Here is a 20,628-nt window from a genome sequence, read left to right on the forward strand (position 1 = left end):
GCGGAGGCGGCACGAGGAGGGTCCTTCACGTCCCGCGGGGCGGAAGGGGCCCTCCTCGTCGTTCCGGCAGCGGGTGCCTCAGCCGCGGTCGCCGAGGAGCTTCCAGGCGGTGGGCACCAGGCCCATGGCGAGCGCGGCCTTGAGGGCGTCGCCGACGAGGAACGGCACCATGCCGACGGCCACCGCCTGCGACAGGGGCATGCCGGTGGCGAGGGCCAGGTACGGCACGCCGACCGCGTAGACGACCAGGGACCCGACCGCCATCGTGCCCGCCATGCGCGGCACCGAGCGGTCGCCGCCGCGCCGGGCGAGGGCGCCCACCACGGTGGCGGCGAGGAGCATGCCGAGGACGTAGCCGAGGGTCAGCATGGCGTACCCGGCCGTGCCCTGCGCGAACCACGGCACGCCGGCCATGCCGGCCAGCACGTAGAGGGCCAGGGAGAAAAAGCCCCGGCGGGCGCCGAGCGCGGTGCCGACGAGGAGCGCGGCGAAGGTCTGGCCGGAGACCGGCACCGGCGAGCCCGGTACGGGGACGGCGATCTGGGCGGCGAGTCCGGTGAGGACGGCGCCGCCGGCCACGAGCACCAGGTCGTTCGTGCGGGCGCGGCTGGAGGGGAGCAGGTCGGCGAGGACCGCTCCGATGCGGGCGGGGGCGGCGGCAGTGCTCATCGGAACTCCGGTACTCCGCGGTGCTCCGCGGGCGGTGGTCGGGGCGGTNGTNGGGGGGGGCGGGTCCGAACGTAGCCCACGGACCGGCGGGCGTTCACCGTCGGTGGACGACAAAGCCTCGCTCGCGGCGTTGGTGGACTTCGCGCAAGGACCGCCCGTGGACCCCCGTGGGTGTGAGGCGCGTCACCGCCGGGACGGCGGGCCGGTCCCGGCGGTGAACCGTTTCCCGCGGCGGGGCGTCTCCCGGGACGGGGCGTCGTCCCGGGNGCGTCNCCCGGGGCGGTCGTCGCCGCGGGACGGTGTGGTGCCGGGCTCGCGGGTCCGCGGGAGGGGGTGTCCGCGCCGCACTCGGGCGCGGATCGCGGGGGCGCCGATCCGAGCCGGGGGCCGGGCCGCCGGGCCGCCTGGCTTCCCGGCCATCGCGGACCGATGCGGACGGGGCGCCGCCCGAACGCGCCCGTCCGGCGGAGTAACCGGCGCGGAACCGGGCATCCGGGCGGGGAGCGGACCGGGGGCCGGACCGGCCCGCCGGCCCGGGAGAGCCGCCGTGCGGAGCGCCGGCGGGCCGGGTGGCGGGGCCCGGGAGCGGCGTGCGGAGCGGACGGCGCGGCCGTTTCCGGACAACCGGTGAGCGCATTCCTCTTGTGAAGAAATGGTGGCCAAACCTTCACATTGTGTGAGCGCTGTGTCCGTATAGCGGAAACGTGTTCCCTACGGACGGTGCACGCATCAAAACTTGGGCGCACCTTCGCCTCTCCCCCCAATACGGAACAGGGCAATCCATGTCTCGGACCCCCGCGCCTGCGTCCACCTCGCCGGTCGACGCCGACGCACCTACGACGCCGGCCACCGAAGTGCCGCTCTCGCACGGACTCAAGCAACGCCACCTGTCGATGATCGCCCTCGGCGGCGTGATCGGCGCCGGCCTCTTCGTCGGGTCGGGCGCCGCGATCGCGGCCGCGGGCCCGTCGATCGTCATCGCCTACGCGATCTCCGGTCTGCTCGTCATGCTGGTCATGCGCATGCTGGGCGAGATGTCCGCGGCCAACCCGGCCTCCGGCTCCTTCTCGGTCCACGCCGAGCGGGCCATCGGCCCCTGGGCCGGCTTCACGGCCGGCTGGGCCTTCTGGTTCCTGCTGTGCGTGGCCGTGGGCCTGGAGGCGATCGGCGCCGCGAAGATCGTGACCGGCTGGGTGGACGTGCCCGAGTGGTCGGTGGTCGCCCTGTTCATGCTGGTGTTCTGCGTGACCAACCTGGCCGCCGTGAAGAACTTCGGCGAGTTCGAGTTCTGGTTCGCCGCGCTGAAGATCGGCGCCATCGCGCTGTTCCTGGTGATCGGCGTGCTGGCCATCCTGGGCCTGCTGCCCGGCAGCGACTCCCCCGGCATGACGAACCTGACCGGCCAGGGCGGCTTCCTGCCCAACGGCACCGAGGGCCTGATCGTGGGCCTGCTCGCCTCGGTCTTCGCCTACGGCGGTCTGGAGACCGTCACCATCGCCGCCGCCGAGTCCGAGCGTCCGGTGGAGGGCGTCGCCAAGGCCGTCCGCACGGCGATGTGGCGCATCGCGGTCTTCTACATCGGCTCCATGGCGGTCATCGTCACGCTGATCCCGTGGAACAGCAAGTCGCTCGCCGAGGGCTCGTACGTCGCCACGCTGAAGCACCTGGGCCTGCCGGCCGCCGGCGAGATCATGAACGTCGTCGTGCTGATCGCGCTGCTGTCCGCCATGAACGCCAACATCTACGGCGCCTCCCGCATGGCCTGCTCGCTGGTGGCGCGCGGCCAGGGCCCGAAGACGCTCGGCAAGATCTCCGGCGGTGTGCCGCGGGTCGCGGTGCTGACCTCGTCGGCCTTCGGCTTCCTGTGCGTGCTGCTGAGCTACTGGCGGCCGGACGACCTGTTCATGTGGCTGCTCAACATGATCGGCGCGATCATCCTGGTCGTCTGGTTCTTCATCGCCATCTCGCAGCTGATCCTCCGCCGCCGCATGGAGCAGGAGGCACCGGAGAAGCTGGCCGTCCGGATGTGGGCCTTCCCCTACCTCACCTGGGCGGCGCTCGCCGGCATCGCCGCGGTGTTCCTCCTGATGGCCCGCGACGAGGGCACCCGCGAGCAGCTCTACTACACGGGCGGCCTCGTCCTGGTCCTGGCTGTACTGGGCTACGTCCACCAGCAGGCGACCGCCGGCAAGAGGACCGCCCCCGCGGCGGAGGCCCCCGTCACGGAGGCCCCCGTCACGGAGGCCCCCGCCGCCGAGGTCGCGGCCGACGAGAAGCCGGCCGACAGCAAGACGGCCGACAGCAAGACGGCTGACGCCAAGACGGCTGACGCCAAGCCCGCCGCCGAGAAGCCGGGCGACGCCGGGGCGGCCGACGAGAAGCCCGCGGCGGCCGCCGCGAAGGGCGACGACTGACCCGTCCGCACCTTTCGGTGAGGCCCCGGCGCGACGGCGCGCCGGGGCCTCCCCTTCTTTCCGTCCGTCCTCGGGCCCCTTGCGGAGGTCCGATCCTCCGCAAGGTTACTGCTGCTAGCCTGCATTTGCACATCGGTTGCAACAAGCCGTCGGAGGCTCGGCATGGCGACGTACACCCTTCCGGAACTTCCCTACGACTACGCGGCGCTGGCGCCGGTCATCAGCCCGGAGATCATCGAGCTGCACCACGACAAGCACCACGCCGCATACGTCAAGGGCGCGAACGACACCCTGGAGCAACTGGAGGAGGCCCGCGACAAGGACCAGTGGGCCGCCCTGAACGGACTGCAGAAGAACCTGGCCTTCCATCTCTCGGGCCACATCCTCCACTCCATCTACTGGCACAACATGGCCGGCGACGGCGGCGGCGAACCGCTGGAGAAGGACGGCACGGGCGAACTGGCCGACGCGATCGCCGAGTCGTTCGGCTCGTTCGCCCGGTTCAAGGCGCAGCTGTCGAAGGCCGCCGCCACCACGCAGGGCTCCGGCTGGGGCGTGCTGGCGTACGAGCCGGTCAGTGGCCGCCTCATCGTGGAGCAGGTCTACGACCACCAGGGCAACGTCGGCCAGGGCTCGGTCCCGATCCTCGTGTTCGACGCCTGGGAGCACGCCTTCTACCTCCAGTACAAGAACCAGAAGGTCGACTTCATCGAGGCGATGTGGAAGGTCGTCAACTGGCAGGACGTAGCGAAGCGCTACGCCGAGGCGAAGGACCGCGTGCCGCTGATCGCCCCCTGACGGCGCCGCCGCGCCCCCGGGCCCCCGTCCGTGATCGTCTTCTCATCCTTCACGGCGGGCGGAGAAGAGGAGCGGCCCCCGCGAGGACAGGACTCGCGGGGGCCGCTCCGGCGTGCGCTCAGTCGAAGACCGGGCCGCTCGTCCGGGTCCGCTTGATCTCGTAGAAGCCGGGCGTCGAGGCGACCAGCAGCGTTCCGTCCCACAGGCGGGCGGCCGCCTCGCCCCTGGGCGCCGGGGTGACGACCGGGCCGAAGAAGGCGACCTCCGCGCCGTCGGGGCCGGGGACCGCGATCACCGGCGTGCCGACGTCCTGTCCGACCTTGTCGATGCCCTCCTGGTGGGAGGCGCGCAGCTCCGCGTCGTAGGTGTCCTTCTCCGCGTACTCCGCCAGCTCCGCCGGCAGCCCGGCCTCCGCGAGCGCCTCGGCGATCACCTCGCGGGTGACGCCCCGGTCCTCGTCGTGGATGCGCCTGCCCATGGCCGTGTACAGCGGGCCCAGCACCTCCGGGCCGTGCGCCTGCTCGGCGGCGACGGCGACGCGGACGGGATGCCACGCCGTGGTCGCCAGCGACTCGCGGTACTGCTCGGGGACCTCGTCCAGCTTGTCCTCGTTGAGGACGGCGAGGCTCATCACGTGCCAGCGCACGTCCACCGGGCGGACCCGCTGGACCTCCAGCATCCAGCGGGACGTCATCCACGCCCACGGGCACAGCGGGTCGAACCAGAAGTGGGCGGTGGTCCTCTTCTCGGACATGTCTCTCCTCGGTGTCCACGGGCGGGCGGGAAAGCCGTAGGTCGTTCTCCCGGCCACAACCCGGGGGGTGACGGGGGCATTCCCGCCTTATCGGCGCCCGGCCCGACATGGGAGGATCACGGAATACCAGAGAACCACGAAGGAGTGCCCGTGCCCGGTGAGAACCTGTCCCGCGAGGAGGCCCGTGAGCGGGCGGCCCTGCTGTCCGTCGACGGGTACGACGTCGCGCTCGACGTGCGGTCGGCCGTCGGCGGGAGCGAGGCGGAGGAGCCGACGTTCCGCTCGGTGACGACGATCCGGTTCCGCTGCGCCGCTCCCGGGGCGAGCACCTTCGCCGACCTCGTCGCGCCGTCGGTGACCTCCGTCGTACTCAACGGGCGCGAACTGGACCCGTCGGCCGTCTTCGACGGGGCACGGATCGCGCTGGACGGCCTCGCCGAGGAGAACGTGCTGGTCGTGGACGCGCAGTGCGCCTACAGCCGCACCGGTGAGGGGCTGCACCGCTTCGTCGACCCGGAGGACGGCGAGGTCTACCTCTACACGCAGTACGAGCCCGCCGACGCCCGCCGCGTGTTCGCCAACTTCGAGCAGCCCGACCTGAAGGCCCCGTACCGCTTCCAGGTGACGGCGCCCGAGGGGTGGACCGTGTGGAGCAACGGCGCGGAGGAGTCCCGGGACGGCGGGGTGTGGCGGTTCGCCGAGACGAAGCCGATCTCCACTTACATCACCTGCGTCGTCGCCGGCCCGTACCACCACGTCACCGACACCTACCGGCGCGGCGACCTGGAGATCCCGCTCGGCGCGATGTGCCGCAGGAGCCTCGCCAGACACTTCGACGCGGACGACGTCTTCCTCGTCACCAAGCAGGGCCTGGACTTCTTCCAGGACGCCTTCGACTACCCGTACCCCTTCGGCAAGTACGACCAGGCGTTTGTGCCCGAGTACAACCTCGGCGCCATGGAGAACCCGGGCCTGGTCACCTTCCGCGAGGAGTACATCTTCCGGGGCAAGGTGACGCGCGCCGCCTACGAGGGCCGCGCCAACGTCATCCTGCACGAGATGGCGCACATGTGGTTCGGCGACCTCGTCACCATGAAGTGGTGGGACGACCTGTGGCTGAAGGAGTCCTTCGCGGACTTCATGGGCACGTTCTCCATGGTCGAGGCGACCCGGTTCACGAGCGGCTGGACCACCTTCGCCAACAACCGCAAGGCGTGGGCGTACCGGGCCGACCAGCTTCCCTCGACGCACCCCGTCACGGCGGACATCCGCGACCTGGAGGACGCCAAGCTCAACTTCGACGGCATCACGTACGCCAAGGGCGCCTCCGTCCTGAAGCAGCTCGTCGCGTACGCGGGCCGGGAGGCGTTCCTGGAGGGCGCCCGCCGCTACTTCACGCGCCACGCGTACGGCAACACCACCCTCGGCGACCTCCTGACGGTGCTGGAGGAGACCTCCGGCCGCGACATGAAGGCGTGGTCCCGGTCCTGGCTGGAGACCTCCGGCGTCAACGCGCTCACGCCCGTCGTCACCTACGACGCGGCGGGCGACCGCATCGCGGAGCTGGCCGTCGAGCAGGAGGGCGCCGAGAAGCGGCCCCACCGGGTCGTCGTCGGCCTGTACCGGCTCGACGACGGCGGGCGGCTCGTCCGCTACGCGCGCGCCGAGACCGACGTCGACGGCGCCCGGACGGTCGTGTCCGAGCTGGCGGGCGCCGAGCGGCCCGCGCTGGTGCTGGTCAACGACGAGGACCTGACGTACTGCAAGGTGCGGTTCGACGAGGTCTCCCTCGCCACCCTGCGGGCGCACCTCGGCGACATCACCGACCCGCTGGCGCGCGCGCTGTGCTGGTCGGCCCTGTGGAACATGACGCGGGACGCGCTGCTGCCGGCGCGGGACTTCGTGGAGGTCGTCCTGGCCTTCGCCGGCCGCGAGTCGGACATCGGCGTCCTGCAGATGCTGCACGCCTGGGTGCGGACCGCCCTCGTCCACTACGCGGCTCCGCAGTGGCGCGGCACCGGCGGCCGGCTCGTCGCGCGGGCCGCGCTGCGCGAGCTGCGGGACGCCGAGCCGGGCAGCGAGCACCAGCTGACGTGGGCGCGGTTCCTCGCGTCGGTCGCGGGGACCGACGAGGACCTCGCCTTCCTCCAGGGCCTGCTGGACGGCACGGAGAGCGTGGACGGGCTCGACGTCGACCAGGAGCTGCGCTGGGCGCTCCTGGAGCCGCTGGTCGCGCACGGCCGGGCCGACGAGTCGGCGGTCGACGCGGAACTCGCGCGGGACGACACCGCGTCGGGCAGGCGGCACCAGGTGCGGTGCCTGGCGGCGCGGCCGTCCGAGGCGGTGAAGGCACGGGCGTGGGCCGATGTGGTCGAGTCCGACAAGCTGTCGAACGCGCTGGTCGAGGCGACGATCGCGGGGTTCGCGCAGCCGTCGCAGCGGGAGCTGGTCGCGCCGTACGCACGGGAGTACTTCGCGGCGATCGAGCGGGTGTGGGCCGAGCGGTCGATCCAGATCGGGATGCACGTGGTGCGGGGCATGTTCCCGGCGCTGCAGGACCGCGCGGAGACGCTGGAGGCGACCGACGCGTGGCTGGCCGCGCACGAGGGGGCCGCGCCGGCGCTGCGCAGGCTCGTCCTGGAGGCGCGTGACGACCTGGCACGCGCCCTGCGGGCCCAGGAGTTCGACGCGGGCGCGTGACCCCGGGCCCCGGGGCGGCGGCCGGTCTCCGGACGCCGCCCGCGGGGCTCCGCCGTTCCCGGCGGGGCGGTCGCCGCCGGGAACGGGAAGGGACCTACCGGACCGGGGGCGCCGCGGGGGCCGGGGCGCCCGCCGGGCGGGCGCCGCAGAACTCGGCGTCCACGGCCCCGTCCAGGCCGCCCGCCCAGTCGCCGTTGGCGTTGCCCGCCATGGTGCGGTCCGCGGAGCGGGTCGCGACGGCCACGGAGGCCGAGCCGTGGATGCCGCCCGTGTGGCCCCACACCGTCGTGCCGCAGCTCAGCTTGCGGCTGATCAGCCCCAGGCCGTACGCGGCGCCCGGCTCCACGGAGTCGATGGGGACGGTCGTGGTCATCTCCCTCACCTGCTCCCGCGGCAGCAGCCGGCCGGTGAGCAGGGCCCGCAGGAACCGCTGGAGGTCGGCGTTGCTGGAGATCATCTCGCCGGCGGAGCCCGCGAGGGACGGGTTCAGCTCGGTGACGTCGTGGATGCGGGTGGCCGGGTCGGCGGGGTCGGCTCCGAGGGTGGAGTACGCGCGGCCGCTGGGCCGGGGCATCCGCGGGTCGGTGCCGGGCACGCTGGTGGCGCCCAGGCCGAGCGGCCTGATGATCCTCCGCTCGACGGCCTCCCCGTAGGGGCGGCCCGTGACCTTCTCGACGACCATCCCGGCGAGCACGTAGTTGGTGTTGGAGTAGCTCCAGGACGTGCCGGGGGCGAAGGACGGCTCGTGCTTCATGGCGACGGCGACGAGCTGCTCGGGGGTCCAGGTGTCGTAGCGGTGCTCGAGGAAGCCGGGGCCGAGGATCCTGGCCTGGAACGACGGGTCGGAGGTGACGTCGTAGACGCCGCTCGTGTGGTTGAGGAGCTGGCGGAGGGTGACCTTCCGGCCGTCGTGGCCGTTGCCCCGGACCACGCCGGGCAGCCACTTCTCCACGCTGTCGTCGAGGTCGAGGCGGCCTTCGGCGTCGAGTTGGAGGAGGACGGTGGCGACGAAGGTCTTGGTGATGGAGCCGATGCGGAAGCGGTCGTTCGGCAGGCGCTCGCGGCCGGTCTCGCGGTCGGCGACCCCGGCGCTGCCGTTCCAGGTGCCGCGCCGGTCGCGGACCTGGACGAGCACCCCGGGCACCCCGGCGCGCAGAAGCTCCTCGACGGCCCGGCGGGTGGCGTCGTGGCCCCCGCCCGCCCGGTCGTCCGCCGCCGTGACGGTCGCGGCGGGAGCGGGAGCGGGAGCGGGGGCGGCCGTGGCCGGGACGGTGAGCGTGGTGGCGGTGACGGCGGCCGCGGCCAGGGCCGCTACCAGCCCGCCGCGCATGGTGCGCATGGTGCGCATGGACATGAAGGGGTCTCCTCCTCGGTGACTGCGTGACCGTGCGGCGGTGCGGCTGCACGCCCCTGGTCGTGGGAAGGGACCACGGATCGGGACGCGGGGGTTGAGCGGGGGCGTCCGACGGTCCGGGGGTTGACCCGTTTTCAGGCGTTCGTACCGGGGATGTCGGCGCGCCCCGGGGCGGGACGGCCGTGCTACGGCCGCGCGGCGGCGTCCGTGCCGCCCTCCGGCGGGACCGGCCCGGGGCCGCGCCCCGGGCGCGAGACGGTCCCGGCCGCCCCGAGCGCCCCGGCCGCCGCAGCCGCAACCACCGCCCTGGCCGGCTCTGCCGCCCCAGCCGGCCCAGCAGGCCCGGCCGACCCCGTGTCAACCGCCGCCGCACCGACGCTAGTCCCGTATGGGGCGATTCGTTCCCGATGGCGGATGGCCCGCGGTGGCGGATGTCCGCCATGAGAGCATTCCAACTCTGGCAGACCTCCACAAAACCCGGTCGTGTGCGTAAAGCTCAGCGGTCATCCGGTATCGAATTCCGGACCGTCCTTTCACTCGACAGGGATGCTGAATGACGCTCGAACCCCCCAGCTCCATATCCGGAGCGAGACGTGCGGCACACATCGCCGCCGCCGCCGGCCTGGTCGCCGCGCTCGTCGCGACCGGTGCCACCCCCGCCTTCGCCACTCCCGCGGAGCCGCCGGCCGGCACTCCCGAGCCCGCCAAGTCCGCCGCCGCGAAGCTCGGTTCGGACGACGCCGAACTGCTCGCCGAGGCCGAGGCCCGCGGCGAGAAGAACGTCACGGTCATGATCGCCACCGCTCCCGGTGCCACCGAGCAGGTCGCCGGCCAGCTCGACGCGCTCAAGGGCGGCACGGTCGACCGGACGTACGACAAGCTCGGCTACGTCCGCGCCACCCTCCCGACGGCCCAGGCCGAGGCCGCCATCGGCGCCGCCGCCAAGCTGTCCAGCGTCCAGGGCATCGACCTCAAGGACGAGATCCGGCTGGACGACCCGAAGCCGGACGCCGACCGCGCGCGGAGCGGCTCCGCCGACGCGACCGGGACGTACCCGGCGCCCGGCCCCAAGACCCCCGCGGTCAACCCGTACAACCCGTCCCACGAGACGGGCGCGGTCGACTTCGTCCGCAAGTGGCCGACCGCGGACGGCCGCGGCGTCACCATCGGCATCCTCGACTCGGGCGTCGACCTGGGCCACCCGGCCCTGCAGAAGACCACCACCGGCGAGCGCAAGATCGTCGACTGGGTCACCGCGACCGACCCCGTCAGGGACGGCGACCAGACGTGGCGGCGCATGGACGTGTCCGTCGCCGGTCCCGCCTTCACCGCCGAGGGCCGCTCCTGGAAGGCCCCCGAGGGCGCCTACCGGTTCCGGACCTTCGCCGAGGCCGCCACCACGGGCGGCGACATGAAGGGCGACCTCAACCGCGACGGCGACACGACCGACGTCTGGGGCGTCCTGTACGACCAGGCCGCCGGCACGGTCCGCGTCGACCTCAACGCCAACGGCGACTTCGCCGACGACGAGGCGATGAAGCCGTACAAGGACGGCTTCCAGGTCGGCTACTTCGGCACCGACAACCCGGCCACCGACGTCGCCGAGCGCATCCCGTTCGTCGTCGAGATCCGCAAGGACGTCGTCTACGGCGCCTCCGGCGCCAAGGCCGACTACGTCAACATCGGCATCATCGAGGGCTCCCACGGCACCCACGTCGCCGGCATCACCGCCGCGCACGGCCTGCTGGGCGGCAAGATGAACGGCGCGGCGCCCGGCGCCAAGCTGGTCTCCTCGCGCGCGTGCACCTGGAGCGGCGGCTGCACCAACGTCGCGCTCACCGAGGGCATGATCGACCTCGTCGTCAACCGCGGCGTGGACATCGTCAACATGTCCATCGGCGGCCTCCCCGCGCTGAACGACGGCAACAACGCCCGCGCCAAGCTCTACACCCGGCTCATCGACGAGTACGGCGTCCAGCTCGTCGTCTCGGCCGGCAACAGCGGCCCCGGCGTCAACACGATCGGCGACCCGGCCCTCGCGGACAAGGTCATCAGCGTCGGCGCGTCCATCTCCAAGGAGACCTGGGCCGCCAACTACGGCTCGATCGTCTCCAAGCCGTACGCGATGACGCCGTTCTCCTCCCGCGGCCCGCGCGAGGACGGCGGCTTCACGCCGACCCTCAGCGCCCCCGGCGCGGCCGTCAACACCACCCAGACGTGGATCCCCGGCGGCCCGGTCGCCGAGGCGGGCTACCAGCTCCCGGCCGGCTACTCCATGATGCAGGGCACCTCGATGGCGTCCCCGCAGGCCGCCGGCGCCATGGCGCTGATGCTGTCCGCGGCCAAGCAGCAGGGCGTCGACCTCACCCCGGCGAAGCTCCGCACGGCCGTCACCAGCCAGGCCGACCGCATCCCCGGCGTGCAGGCCCACGAGCAGGGCGCCGGTCTCCTCAACGTCGTCGACGCCTGGAAGGAGGTGCTCCGCGGCGCCCACGCCCACGAGTACACCGTCAAGGCCCCCGTCGACACCGCGATCGACCCCCTGCTCGCCGAGCCCGGCTTCGGCACCGGCCTGTACGACCGCGAGGGCGGGATCAAGGTCGGCCAGGAGAAGGTCTACGACGTCACCGTCACCCGCACCACGGGTGCCGACCGCCCGATCCGGCACGAGCTGTGGTTCGAGAACAACCACGAGAGCACGTTCCGCGTCGTCGGCTCCGACGTGGTGTACCTGCCGCTGAACAAGCCCGTCACGGTCAAGGTCGCCGCCAAGCCGCGCAGCGTCGGTGTGCACAGCGCGGTCCTGGAGGTCACCGACCCGAAGACCAAGGGCATCGACAAGCAGATCCTGACCACGGTCGTCGCGGCCGAGCAGCTGGCCAAGCCGTCCTTCGGCCTCTCGGCCGAGGGCACGGTCCAGCGCAACAGCCACCGGTCGTACTTCGTGAACGTCCCGGCCGGCGCCCGGTCCCTGGAGATCGCCCTCGGCGGCCTCGCCAAGGACAGCCAGACCCGCTTCATCGCGATCCACCCGTACGGCGTGCCGTCCGACCCCACGTCGACGATCAACTGCTACCCCAACTACAACAACCCGGCGAACACCTGCCGCCCCGACCTGCGGTCGTACCCGAACCCGCAGCCGGGCGTCTGGGAGATCGAGGTCGAGTCGCGCCGCACGTCGCCGCTGCTCGACAACCCGTACAAGCTGGACGTCGCCGTGCTCGGCGCGACCTTCGCCCCGGCCGTCCAGACGCTGCCGGAGGCCACCGTGGGCCAGGCCGCGCCGGTCGAGTGGACCGTCTCCAACGACTTCGCGGCGTTCGACGGCAAGCTGAAGGCCGGGTCGCTCGGCTCCGCCAAGGTGACGCGCCCGACCATCGCCAACCACGGGGAGCAGCGCACCACCGTGGAGATCGGCGAGGGCGTCGAGCGGTTCGACGTCGCCATCGGCAACGTCTCCGACAAGTCCGCCGACCTGGACCTGACGGTCCTGCGCGACGGCGTGGCGGTCGGCTCGTCCGCGGACGGCGACTCCGAGGAGTCGGTGTCCGTGCTGAAGCCCGCGCCGGGCACGTACACGATCGTCGTCGACGGCTACTCGGTCCCGTCCGGGGAGACCGCCTACGACTACAAGGACGTGTACTTCTCGTCCGCGCTCGGTGAGATCAAGGTCGACGAGTCGAAGACGATCTCCCTGGCGAACGGCGCCTCGGCGCAGTTCGGCGCCCAGGTGCTGGTGAACGGCGCCGCCCCCGAGGGCCGGCAGTTCTTCGGCGAGGTGCAGCTGGTGAACGCGCGCGGAACCGCCGCGGGCACCGGCAGCGTCGTGATCGGAAAGGTCACTCCGTAGTCTGGAGGGATACGGAGTGCGGGGGCGGGCGTCCGGAAGGGCGCCCGCCCTCCCCTTTTCCCGCGGCCCGCCGTTGCGGCCCGTGGTCCTTCTCACCCCCTGGACGGCGGGTTGGCGGGGCCGCCGGGAGGAGACGCATCATGGACCAGCGCCCAGCACACACGTACGGAGGAGTCCCCGTGAAGGTAGGAATCGTCGGAGCCACCGGCCAGGTCGGCACGGTCATGCGCAGGATCCTCGCCGAGCGGGACTTCCCGGTGGACGGGCTGCGGCTGTTCGCGTCCGCGCGCTCCGCGGGCTCCACCCTGGAGTGGCGGGGCGGCGAGGTCACCGTGGAGGACGCCGCGACGGCCGACTACACCGGCCTGGACATCGTGCTGTTCTCCGCCGGCGGCGCCACGTCCAGGGCGCTCGCGGAGAAGGTCGCGGACCAGGGCGCCGTGGTGATCGACAACTCCTCCGCGTGGCGCCTCGACCCCGAGGTGCCGCTGGTGGTCTCCGAGGTGAACCCGCACGCGGTCAAGGACCGCCCGAAGGGGATCATCGCCAACCCGAACTGCACCACCATGGCCGCCATGCCGGTCCTGAAGCCGCTCCACCGGGAGGCCGGCCTGACCGCGCTGGTCGCCACCACGTACCAGGCCGTCTCGGGCTCCGGCCTCGCGGGCGTCGCCGAGCTGGACGGCCAGGTCAGGGCCGTCGCCGGGCGCGCCACCGAGCTCACCCACGACGGCGGGGCCGTGGAGTACCCCGAGCCGGGGGTGTACGCGCGGCCCATCGCGTTCAACGTGCTGCCGCTGGCCGGGTCGGTCGTCGACGACGGCTCCTTCGAGACCGACGAGGAGCAGAAGCTCCGCAACGAGTCCCGCAAGATCCTGGAGATCCCGGAGCTGAGGGTGTCGGGCACCTGCGTGCGCGTCCCGGTCTTCTCCGGCCACTCCCTCCAGCTGAACGCCCGCTTCGAGCGCCCCATCGGCGTGGAGCGCGCGTACGAGCTGCTGCGGGAGGCCGAGGGCGTGGAGCTGTCCGAGATCCCGACCCCGCTCCAGGCCGCCGGCAAGGACGCCTCGTACGTGGGCCGCGTCCGCGTCGACGAGACCGTCGAGCACGGCCTGGCGCTGTTCGTCTCGGGCGACAACCTGCGCAAGGGCGCCGCGCTGAACGCGGTGCAGATCGCGGAGCTGGTCGCCGGGGAGCTGCGCGGCTGACCCCCGTCCGGGGCGGTCCCGCCGACGCCGGGACCGCCCCGTCACCCGCCCGCACATATGACCTCCGTGTTCGACGCCGGCCGTGGAAGGATGGCCCCCAAAGCCGTACATGGAGGAGATGACCGGGTGCCTGGCACAAACCTGACCCGTGAAGAGGCGCAGCGGCGCGCGGCGCTGCTGACCGTGGACGCGTACGAGATCGACCTCGATCTCAGCGGCGCGCAGGAGGGCGGGACCTACCGGTCCGAGACCTCCGTGCGCTTCGAGTGCGCCGAGGAGGGCGCGGAGACGTTCGTCGACCTGGTGGCCCCGGCGGTGCACGAGGTGGTGCTGAACGGCAGGCACCTGGACGTGGCGTCGGTGTTCCGGGACTCCCGGATCACGCTGAAGCACCTGAAGCGGGGCGCCAACGAGCTGCGGGTCGTCGCGGACTGCGCGTACACCAACACCGGTGAGGGCCTGCACCGGTTCGTGGACCCGGTGGACGGCCAGGCGTACCTGTACACGCAGTTCGAGGTGCCGGACGCGCGGCGGGTGTTCGCCAGCTTCGAGCAGCCGGACCTGAAGGCGACGTTCCGGTTCACCGTGAAGGCCCCGGCGGGCTGGACAGTGGTCTCGAACTCGCCGACGCCGGAGCCGAAGGACGACGTGTGGGCCTTCGAGCCCACCCCGCGCATCTCGACGTACGTCACGGCGCTGATCGTCGGCCCGTACCACGCGGTGCACTCGACGTACGAGGGCCCGGACGGGCAGGTCGTGCCGCTGGGCGTGTACTGCCGCCCGTCGCTGGCGGAGTTCCTCGACGCGGACGCGATCTTCGAGGTGACGCGGCAGGGCTTCGACTGGTTCCAGGAGAAGTTCGACTACGCGTACCCGTTCGCCAAGTACGACCAGCTCTTCGTGCCGGAGTTCAACGCGGGCGCGATGGAGAACGCGGGCGCGGTCACCATCCGCGACCAGTACGTCTTCCGCTCGAAGGTGACGGACGCGGCGTACGAGGTGCGGGCCGAGACGATCCTGCACGAGCTGGCCCACATGTGGTTCGGCGACCTGGTCACCATGGAGTGGTGGAACGACCTGTGGCTGAACGAGTCGTTCGCCACGTACACGTCGATCGCCTGCCAGGCGTACGCGCCCGGCTCGAAGTGGCCGCACTCGTGGACCACCTTCGCCAACCAGATGAAGACCTGGGCGTACCGGCAGGACCAGCTGCCGTCCACGCACCCGATCATGGCCGAGATCCGCGACCTGGACGACGTGCTCGTCAACTTCGACGGCATCACGTACGCCAAGGGCGCCTCGGTGCTGAAGCAGCTCGTCGCGTACGTGGGCATGGACGCCTTCTTCCGGGGCGTGCAGGCGTACTTCAAGCGCCACGCCTTCGGCAACACCCGCCTGTCGGACCTGCTGGGCGCCCTGGAGGAGACCTCCGGGCGCGACCTGGGGACCTGGTCGGAGAAGTGGCTGCAGACCGCCGGCATCAACGTCCTGCGGCCGGTGGTGGAGACCGGCGAGGACGGCGTGATCACCTCGTTCGCGGTCCGGCAGGAGGCGCCGGCGCTCCCGGCGGGCGCGAAGGGCGAGGCGATCCTGCGCCCGCACCGCATCGCGGTCGGCTTCTACGACCTCGACGACGCGGGCCGGCTGGTGCGCACCGAGCGCGTCGAGCTGGACGTGGACGGCGAGCTGACCGGCGTCGACGCGCTGGTCGGCAAGCGGCGCCCGGCGGTCGTCCTGCTGAACGACGACGACCTGAGCTACGCCAAGGTCCGGCTCGACGAGGAGTCGCTGCGCAACGTCGTGGCGCACCTGGGCGACTTCACCGAGTCGCTGCCGCGGGCGCTGTGCTGGGCGTCGGCGTGGGACATGACCCGCGACGGCGAGCTGGCCACGCGCGCGTACCTGGACCTGGTGCTGTCGGGCATCGGCAGGGAGTCCGACATCGGCGTGGTGCAGAGCCTGCACCGGCAGGTGAAGCTGGCGCTGGACCTGTACGCGGCGCCGGACTGGCGCGAGACGGGCCTGGACCGCTGGACGCGGGCCGCGCTGGAGCACCTGCGGGCGGCGGAGCCGGGCAGCGACCACCAGCTGGCGTGGGCGCGGGCGTTCGCGGCGACGGCCCGCACCGGCGAGCAGCTGGACCTGCTGGTGGCGCTGCTGGACGGCTCGGAGACGATCGAGGGCCTGGCCGTCGACACGGAGCTGCGCTGGGCGTTCGTCGAGCGGCTCGCGGCGACCGGCCGGTTCGGGGCGGACGAGATCGCCGCCGAGCACGAGCGGGACCGGACCGCGGCCGGCGAGCGGCACGCCGCCACGGCGATGGCCGCGCGCCCGACGGCCGAGGCGAAGGCGGAGGCGTGGGCGTCGGTCGTGGAGTCCGACACACTGCCGAACGCCCTGCAGGAGGCCGTGATCGGCGGTTTCGTGCAGACGGACCAGCGAGAGCTGCTGGCGCCGTACACGGAGAGGTTCTTCGCGGTGGCCAAGGACGTGTGGGAGTCCCGCTCGCACGAGATGGCCCAGCAGATCGTGGTCGGCCTGTACCCGTCGCTCCAGATCTCCCAGGAGACCCTGGAGGCGACCGACGCGTGGCTGGAGCGCGCCGAGCCGAGCGCGGCGCTGCGCCGCCTGGTCCTGGAGTCCCGCGACGGTGTGGAGCGGGCGCTGAGGGCGCAGGCCTCCGACAGGTGACCGAAGGGGCGGGGCGCCGCCGCGCGCCCCGCCCCTCCCCCGCTTCCCGCGGACGCGCTACGGCCGGGCGGCCGCCCGCGGCACCGCCCCGGCGGGCGGGAGGTCCTCCGCGGCGAGCGGTGCGCGCGGCCGGGGCGTGAGCTGCCCCAGCACCGTCGCGGCGAACGCGATCGCCATCCCGACCAGCTGCACGGGCCCCAGGGCCTGTCCGAGCGCCACCCAGCCCACCACCGCCGCGGTGAGCGGCGACAGCGGCCCGAGCAGCGTCACGGAGGTGGCGGTCAGCCGCTCGATGCCCCGGAACCACAGCCAGTAGCCGACGGCCGTGTTCGCCAGCGCCAGGTACGCGTACCCGAGCACCGCCCGGCCGTCCAGCGCCGGGGGCGCCCCCTCGACCAGGAACGCGATGGGCGCGATGACCAGGCCGCCCGCGGTGAGCTGCCAGCCGGTCATGACGAGCGGGCCGATCCCCTCGGGGCGCCCCCAGCGCTTGGTCAGGACCGTCCCGGCGGACATCGCGGCCGACGCGGCGAGGCCGGCCACCACCCCGACCGGGTCGAACGCGGCGTCCGCCGTCAGCACCACCAGGCTCACGCCGAACGCCGCCCCGATGGCGGCCAGCATGGACCGCAGGGTCGGCCGGTCCCCCAGCAGCAGCGCCGCGAGGCCGACGACGAAGAGCGGGCCCACCGACCCGACGACGGCGGCGACGCCGCCCGGGAGCCGGTACGCGGCGAGGAACAGCAGCGGGAAGAACGCCCCGATGTTCAACGCGCCCAGCACCGCCGACCGCCACCACCAGGCGCCGGAGGGCAGCTTCCGGGTGACGGCGAGCAGGAGCAGCCCGGCGGGGAGGGCTCGCATCAGGCCGGTGAACAGAGGCCGGTCGGCCGGCAGGAACTCGGTGGTGACGATGTAGGTCGTGCCCCAGGAGACGGGGGCGAGCGCGGTGACGGCGACGACGGCGGCGCGGGACGACATGGCGATCCCCTCCGATCGGAAATGCTCTGACACCAAATAGCTTAGCGCTAAGCTACTTATCGGCAAGCCGCTCAATGGGAAGCCACTTGCTTGCGAGCCGGCGGAGGGACGACGAGACTGCCGCCATGAGCGCGACCCCCACCCCCGACCCCGTCGACGCGATCATCGCCCAGTGGGCGGTGGAGCGGCCCGACCTGGACACGGTCCCCATGGCCGTCTTCGGCCGCGTCCACCGGCTCGCGCAGAAGATGGCCGAGCGGATGGACCGCGCCTACGGGGCCTTCGGGATCTCGCGCGGCGAGTTCGACGTCCTGGCGACGCTGCGCCGCTCCGGCGAGCCGTACACCCTGTCACCGCGCCAGCTCTCGGCGACGCTGATGCTGACGACGGGCGGGATGACGGGCCGGCTGGACAAGCTGGAGCGGGCCGGGCTGCTGAGCCGGAACCCGGACCCGCACGACCGGCGGGCGCTGCGGGTGACGCTCAGCGAGCGGGGCCTGGGGATCGTGGAGGACGCCGTGGAGGCGGGGCTGGCCGTGCAGCGGGAGGCGCTGGAGGCGGCCCTGGACGAGGAGGAGGCGGAGCGGCTCGCCGGACTGCTGCGGAAGCTGCTCAACGCGACGGGCGCCTGAGTGGCGCGCCGGACGGGCGCGCGGCGCCGCGCGGGGGCGGAGCCGTCCGGGGCACCGCGCGGACCGCGTCCCGCGCGGGGNCGGCGGNGCGCCGCGCGCCCGGGGCTTCCCGGCGCGCGGCNCCCCCGGGGAGCGGGGGTGGTGTCAGGCCTGCTTCTTGGAGCGGTCCATCACCATGACGAGGCCGGCGATGACCGCGAAGAGCACGATCGGCGCCACCACGAACAGGCCGAGCGTCTCCACGACGCTCAGGCCGGAGGTGCCCGGGTCGTCGCCGTCGTCGCGCATCAGCGCGAACGCGGGGGACGACATCAGCAGCATCATCAGCGTCGTACCGGTCGCGACGGCACCGGCGCGCAGGGCGTTCTTCTTGTCCACGGAGCAAAAGTAGCGAACGCCTAACCGCGCCGCGCGCCCGGGGGTGGCGTAGCGGCCCCGGGCTCCCCCAGCACGGCGGCCAGCGCGTGCAGCCGGGGCGACGCGGCGAGCTCCTCCAGCGTGACCGGGCGGCCGTCCGCGCCGGCCACGGGCAGCCGCCAGTTCGGGTACCGGTCCAGGGTGCCCGGCAGGTTCTGCGGGCGCCGGTCCCCCACCGCGTCGGGCAGCCACACCCCGGTCATCCGGGCGGGGGTGCGGCGCAGGAACCGGTACACGGCCCGCACCTCCGCCTCCTCGTCCCGCCCGCCGTCTTGCGGGAGCAGGCCCAGCTCCCGCAGGTACGCCAGCCACTCGGCGACGTCCGCGGCGTCCTCGGCCCGCTCCCGCGCCGCCGGCCGGGCCAGCAGCCCCAGCCGCCGGCGCAGCTCCACGTGCTCGCCGCTCAGCCGGGCGGCGGTGGGCGGCAGGTCGTGGGTGGTCGCCGTGGCCAGGCAGTCGGCCCGCCACTCCTCCGGCGGCAGGGGGCGGCGGGAGCCCTCCCAGTCGCGCTCGAACCACATCACCGACGTGCCGAACACGCCCCGGCGCCGCAGCGCCTCCCGCACGCCCGGCTCGACCGTGCCGAGGTCCTCCCCGATCACGGCGGCGCCCGCCCGGTCGGCCTCCAGGACGAGGACGGCGAGCATCGCGTCGGCGTCGTACCGGACGTACGTGCCCTGCGTCGGCGGGAGCCCCGCGGGCACCCACCAGAGCCGGAACAGGCCCATCACGTGGTCGATGCGCAGGGCGCCCGCGTGCCGGAACAGGGAGCGCAGCAGGTCGCGGTAGGGAGCGTGGCCGGACGCGGCGAGGGCGTCGGGCCGCCAGGGGGGCAGCCCCCAGTCCTGGCCGTGCGCGTTGAACGCGTCCGGCGGGGCGCCCACCGACACGCCGGACGCGTACGTCCCGGCCTGCGCCCAGGCGTCGGCGCCGTCCGGGTGCACGCCGACCGCCAGGTCGTGGACGACGCCGACCGGCATGCCCGCCTCGCGGGCGGCCCGCGCGGCGGCGGCGAGCTGCTCGTCGGTCAGCCAGGCGGCCAGGCGGTGGAAGGCCAGCCGGTCCTCCAGCCCCGCGCGGGCCCGCGCGGTGGCCGACGACCGGGGGTCGTCCAGGCCGGCGGGCCACCGGGCCCGGTCGGCGCCGTACCGCTCGGCGAGCGCGCACCAGGTCGCGTGGTCCTCCAGCGCACGCCCCCGGGCGGCGCGGAAGGCGTCGAACGCGGCCCGGCGGCCGGGGCCGAGCGGGACGGCGGCGAGGATCTCCAGGGCGCGCCGCTTGAGGACCCACACCGCGTCCCGGTCGATCAGCTCGCCCTTGCGCAGGACCCCGTCGCGCAGCTCCCCGGCCCGCGCGGCGAGTTCGTCGAGCTCGGTGCGGGCGGTCCCGGAGGCGTAGGCGAACTCGGGGACCTCCTCGATCCGCAGGTGCACCGGGTCGGGGAAGCGGCGCGAGGAGGGGCGGTACGGGGAGGGGTCGGTGGGTGTGCCGGGCACGGCCGCGTGGAGCGGGTTGACCTGCACGAAGCCCGAACCGAGCGCACGGCCCGCCCAGCCGGCGAGCTCCCGCAGGTCGCCGAGGTCGCCCATGCCCCAGGAGCGGGTCGACAGCAGCGAGTACAGCTGGACCAGCAGGCCGTGGCAGGGCCCGGGGGGCTGCGGCGCGCGGGCGGGGGCGACGACCAGGGCGGCGCGGGCGGTGCGCCCGTCGGGGGCGTGCGCCTCCAGGGTGTGCACACCCGCCGGGAGCCCCTCCCAGGGGACGGGCGGCCCGGCGGCGGTGCCGTCCTCCAGGGCGACGCGCAGGGCCGTGCCCGCGGGGAGGGCCGCCAGCGACCGGGGGCGGCCCGCCGGCCCGTCGCCCCGCCACACGACGACCGTGGGCGGGAGCAGCCGCGCCGCCCGCGCCTCCTCGGCGGCGGCGAGCGACGCGCCGAGCGCCGCGGGGGTGGTCGCGTCGACGTCCAGGGCGGCGAGGACGGCGACCACGGTCGCGTCGGGGACCGGGACCGTGACGCCCGGGGACGGGGAGTACGCGGTGGCGACTCCGTGCAGCGCGGCGAGCCGGGCGAGGGTCATGCGGCCTCCTGGGCGCTTCGGGGTTCCTGCGTGCGGGGGGCGCCGCCCCGCCGGCCGCGCCGCGCGGGGGCGGGCCGTGGGC

13 protein-coding genes are annotated in these 20,628 nt (G+C 73.6%); 7 read left to right on the forward strand and 6 right to left on the reverse strand.

Translation table 11 applies throughout. From position 1 onward, the window contains the following. Window positions 1–78: 78 nt before the first annotated feature. Window positions 79–669 (reverse strand): biotin transporter BioY, encoded by a 591-nt coding sequence (locus MW084_RS09160; RefSeq protein WP_010473867.1) that lies wholly within the window; start codon window positions 667–669, stop codon window positions 79–81. Window positions 670–1,451: 782 nt separating this feature from the next. Between MW084_RS09160 and MW084_RS09165 the strand changes: the two genes are divergently transcribed. Together MW084_RS09165 and MW084_RS09170 are read left to right on the forward strand one after the other, a co-directional pair. Continuing rightward, window positions 1,452–3,083, forward strand: a complete 1,632-nt coding sequence (locus MW084_RS09165; RefSeq protein WP_275563541.1) for an amino acid permease — start codon at window positions 1,452–1,454, stop codon at window positions 3,081–3,083. Between the two features lie 162 nt (window positions 3,084–3,245). Further along, window positions 3,246–3,881, forward strand: coding sequence for a superoxide dismutase (locus MW084_RS09170; protein WP_010473871.1), 636 nt, complete (start codon window positions 3,246–3,248; stop codon window positions 3,879–3,881). Between the two features lie 118 nt (window positions 3,882–3,999). Here MW084_RS09170 and MW084_RS09175 read toward each other — a convergent pair whose 3' ends face one another. Continuing rightward, a complete protein-coding gene (locus MW084_RS09175; protein WP_010473873.1) occupies window positions 4,000–4,635 on the reverse strand; it encodes a mycothiol-dependent nitroreductase Rv2466c family protein in 636 nt (211 codons plus the stop codon). A gap of 150 nt (window positions 4,636–4,785) precedes the next feature. Here MW084_RS09175 and pepN (MW084_RS09180) point away from each other — a divergent pair, with 150 nt between their 5' ends. Then, a complete protein-coding gene (gene pepN / locus MW084_RS09180) occupies window positions 4,786–7,335 on the forward strand; it encodes an aminopeptidase N (protein WP_010473876.1) in 2,550 nt (849 codons plus the stop codon). Window positions 7,336–7,429: 94 nt separating this feature from the next. Here the strand turns inward: pepN (MW084_RS09180) and MW084_RS09185 are convergent, their stop codons facing one another. Continuing rightward, a complete protein-coding gene (locus MW084_RS09185; protein ID WP_010473878.1) occupies window positions 7,430–8,689 on the reverse strand; it encodes a serine hydrolase domain-containing protein in 1,260 nt (419 codons plus the stop codon). Window positions 8,690–9,242: 553 nt separating this feature from the next. On the opposite strand from MW084_RS09185, the gene MW084_RS09190 reads away from it, so the two are divergent. The 3 genes from MW084_RS09190 (at window position 9,243) to pepN (MW084_RS09200) (ending at window position 16,438) form a co-directional block, all read left to right on the forward strand. After that, window positions 9,243–12,539 carry a S8 family serine peptidase gene (locus MW084_RS09190; protein ID WP_010473880.1) on the forward strand — a complete coding sequence of 1,099 codons (3,297 nt, stop codon included), beginning with the start codon at window positions 9,243–9,245 and terminating at the stop codon, window positions 12,537–12,539. Window positions 12,540–12,718: 179 nt separating this feature from the next. Beyond that, window positions 12,719–13,747: an aspartate-semialdehyde dehydrogenase gene (locus MW084_RS09195; RefSeq protein ID WP_010473884.1), complete on the forward strand. Its 1,029-nt coding sequence runs from the start codon at window positions 12,719–12,721 to the stop codon at window positions 13,745–13,747. A gap of 126 nt (window positions 13,748–13,873) precedes the next feature. Next, on the forward strand, window positions 13,874–16,438 hold the full coding sequence (pepN, locus tag MW084_RS09200; protein WP_010473886.1) for an aminopeptidase N: 2,565 nt from the start codon (window positions 13,874–13,876) through the stop codon (window positions 16,436–16,438). Between the two features lie 57 nt (window positions 16,439–16,495). On the opposite strand, the gene MW084_RS09205 is transcribed toward pepN (MW084_RS09200), so the two are convergent. Next, a complete protein-coding gene (locus MW084_RS09205) occupies window positions 16,496–17,419 on the reverse strand; it encodes an EamA family transporter (protein WP_010473888.1) in 924 nt (307 codons plus the stop codon). A gap of 125 nt (window positions 17,420–17,544) precedes the next feature. Here MW084_RS09205 and MW084_RS09210 point away from each other — a divergent pair, with 125 nt between their 5' ends. Then, entirely contained in the window at window positions 17,545–18,051 is a 507-nt protein-coding gene (locus MW084_RS09210) for a MarR family winged helix-turn-helix transcriptional regulator (protein WP_010473890.1), read from the forward strand. A gap of 144 nt (window positions 18,052–18,195) precedes the next feature. On the opposite strand, the gene MW084_RS09215 is transcribed toward MW084_RS09210, so the two are convergent. Both MW084_RS09215 and malQ read right to left on the reverse strand, forming a co-directional pair. Further along, complete coding sequence (locus tag MW084_RS09215; protein WP_255130049.1) at window positions 18,196–18,429, reverse strand: hypothetical protein; 234 nt, start codon at window positions 18,427–18,429, stop codon at window positions 18,196–18,198. 20 nt (window positions 18,430–18,449) lie between these two features. Continuing rightward, window positions 18,450–20,546, reverse strand: coding sequence for a 4-alpha-glucanotransferase (gene malQ, locus MW084_RS09220; RefSeq protein ID WP_010476661.1), 2,097 nt, complete (start codon window positions 20,544–20,546; stop codon window positions 18,450–18,452). Between the last annotated feature and the right edge of the window lie 82 nt (window positions 20,547–20,628).

The sequence above is a fragment of the Streptomyces sudanensis genome (genome assembly GCF_023614315.1).
Classification (GTDB): Bacteria; Actinomycetota; Actinomycetes; order Streptomycetales; family Streptomycetaceae; genus Streptomyces; species Streptomyces sudanensis.

Bases quoted from the DNA above. Each gene is read 5' to 3' on its own strand.
- MW084_RS09160 (WP_010473867.1), bottom strand. From the start codon at position 669: ATGAGCACTGCCGCCGCCCCCGCCCGCATCGGAGCGGTCCTCGCCGAC.
- MW084_RS09165 (WP_275563541.1), top strand. From the start codon at position 1,452: ATGTCTCGGACCCCCGCGCCTGCGTCCACCTCGCCGGTCGACGCCGAC.
- MW084_RS09170 (WP_010473871.1), top strand. From the start codon at position 3,246: ATGGCGACGTACACCCTTCCGGAACTTCCCTACGACTACGCGGCGCTG.
- MW084_RS09175 (WP_010473873.1), bottom strand. From the start codon at position 4,635: ATGTCCGAGAAGAGGACCACCGCCCACTTCTGGTTCGACCCGCTGTGC.
- MW084_RS09185 (WP_010473878.1), bottom strand. From the start codon at position 8,689: ATGTCCATGCGCACCATGCGCACCATGCGCGGCGGGCTGGTAGCGGCC.
- MW084_RS09190 (WP_010473880.1), top strand. From the start codon at position 9,243: ATGACGCTCGAACCCCCCAGCTCCATATCCGGAGCGAGACGTGCGGCA.
- MW084_RS09205 (WP_010473888.1), bottom strand. From the start codon at position 17,419: ATGTCGTCCCGCGCCGCCGTCGTCGCCGTCACCGCGCTCGCCCCCGTC.
- MW084_RS09210 (WP_010473890.1), top strand. From the start codon at position 17,545: ATGAGCGCGACCCCCACCCCCGACCCCGTCGACGCGATCATCGCCCAG.
- malQ (WP_010476661.1), bottom strand. From the start codon at position 20,546: ATGACCCTCGCCCGGCTCGCCGCGCTGCACGGAGTCGCCACCGCGTAC.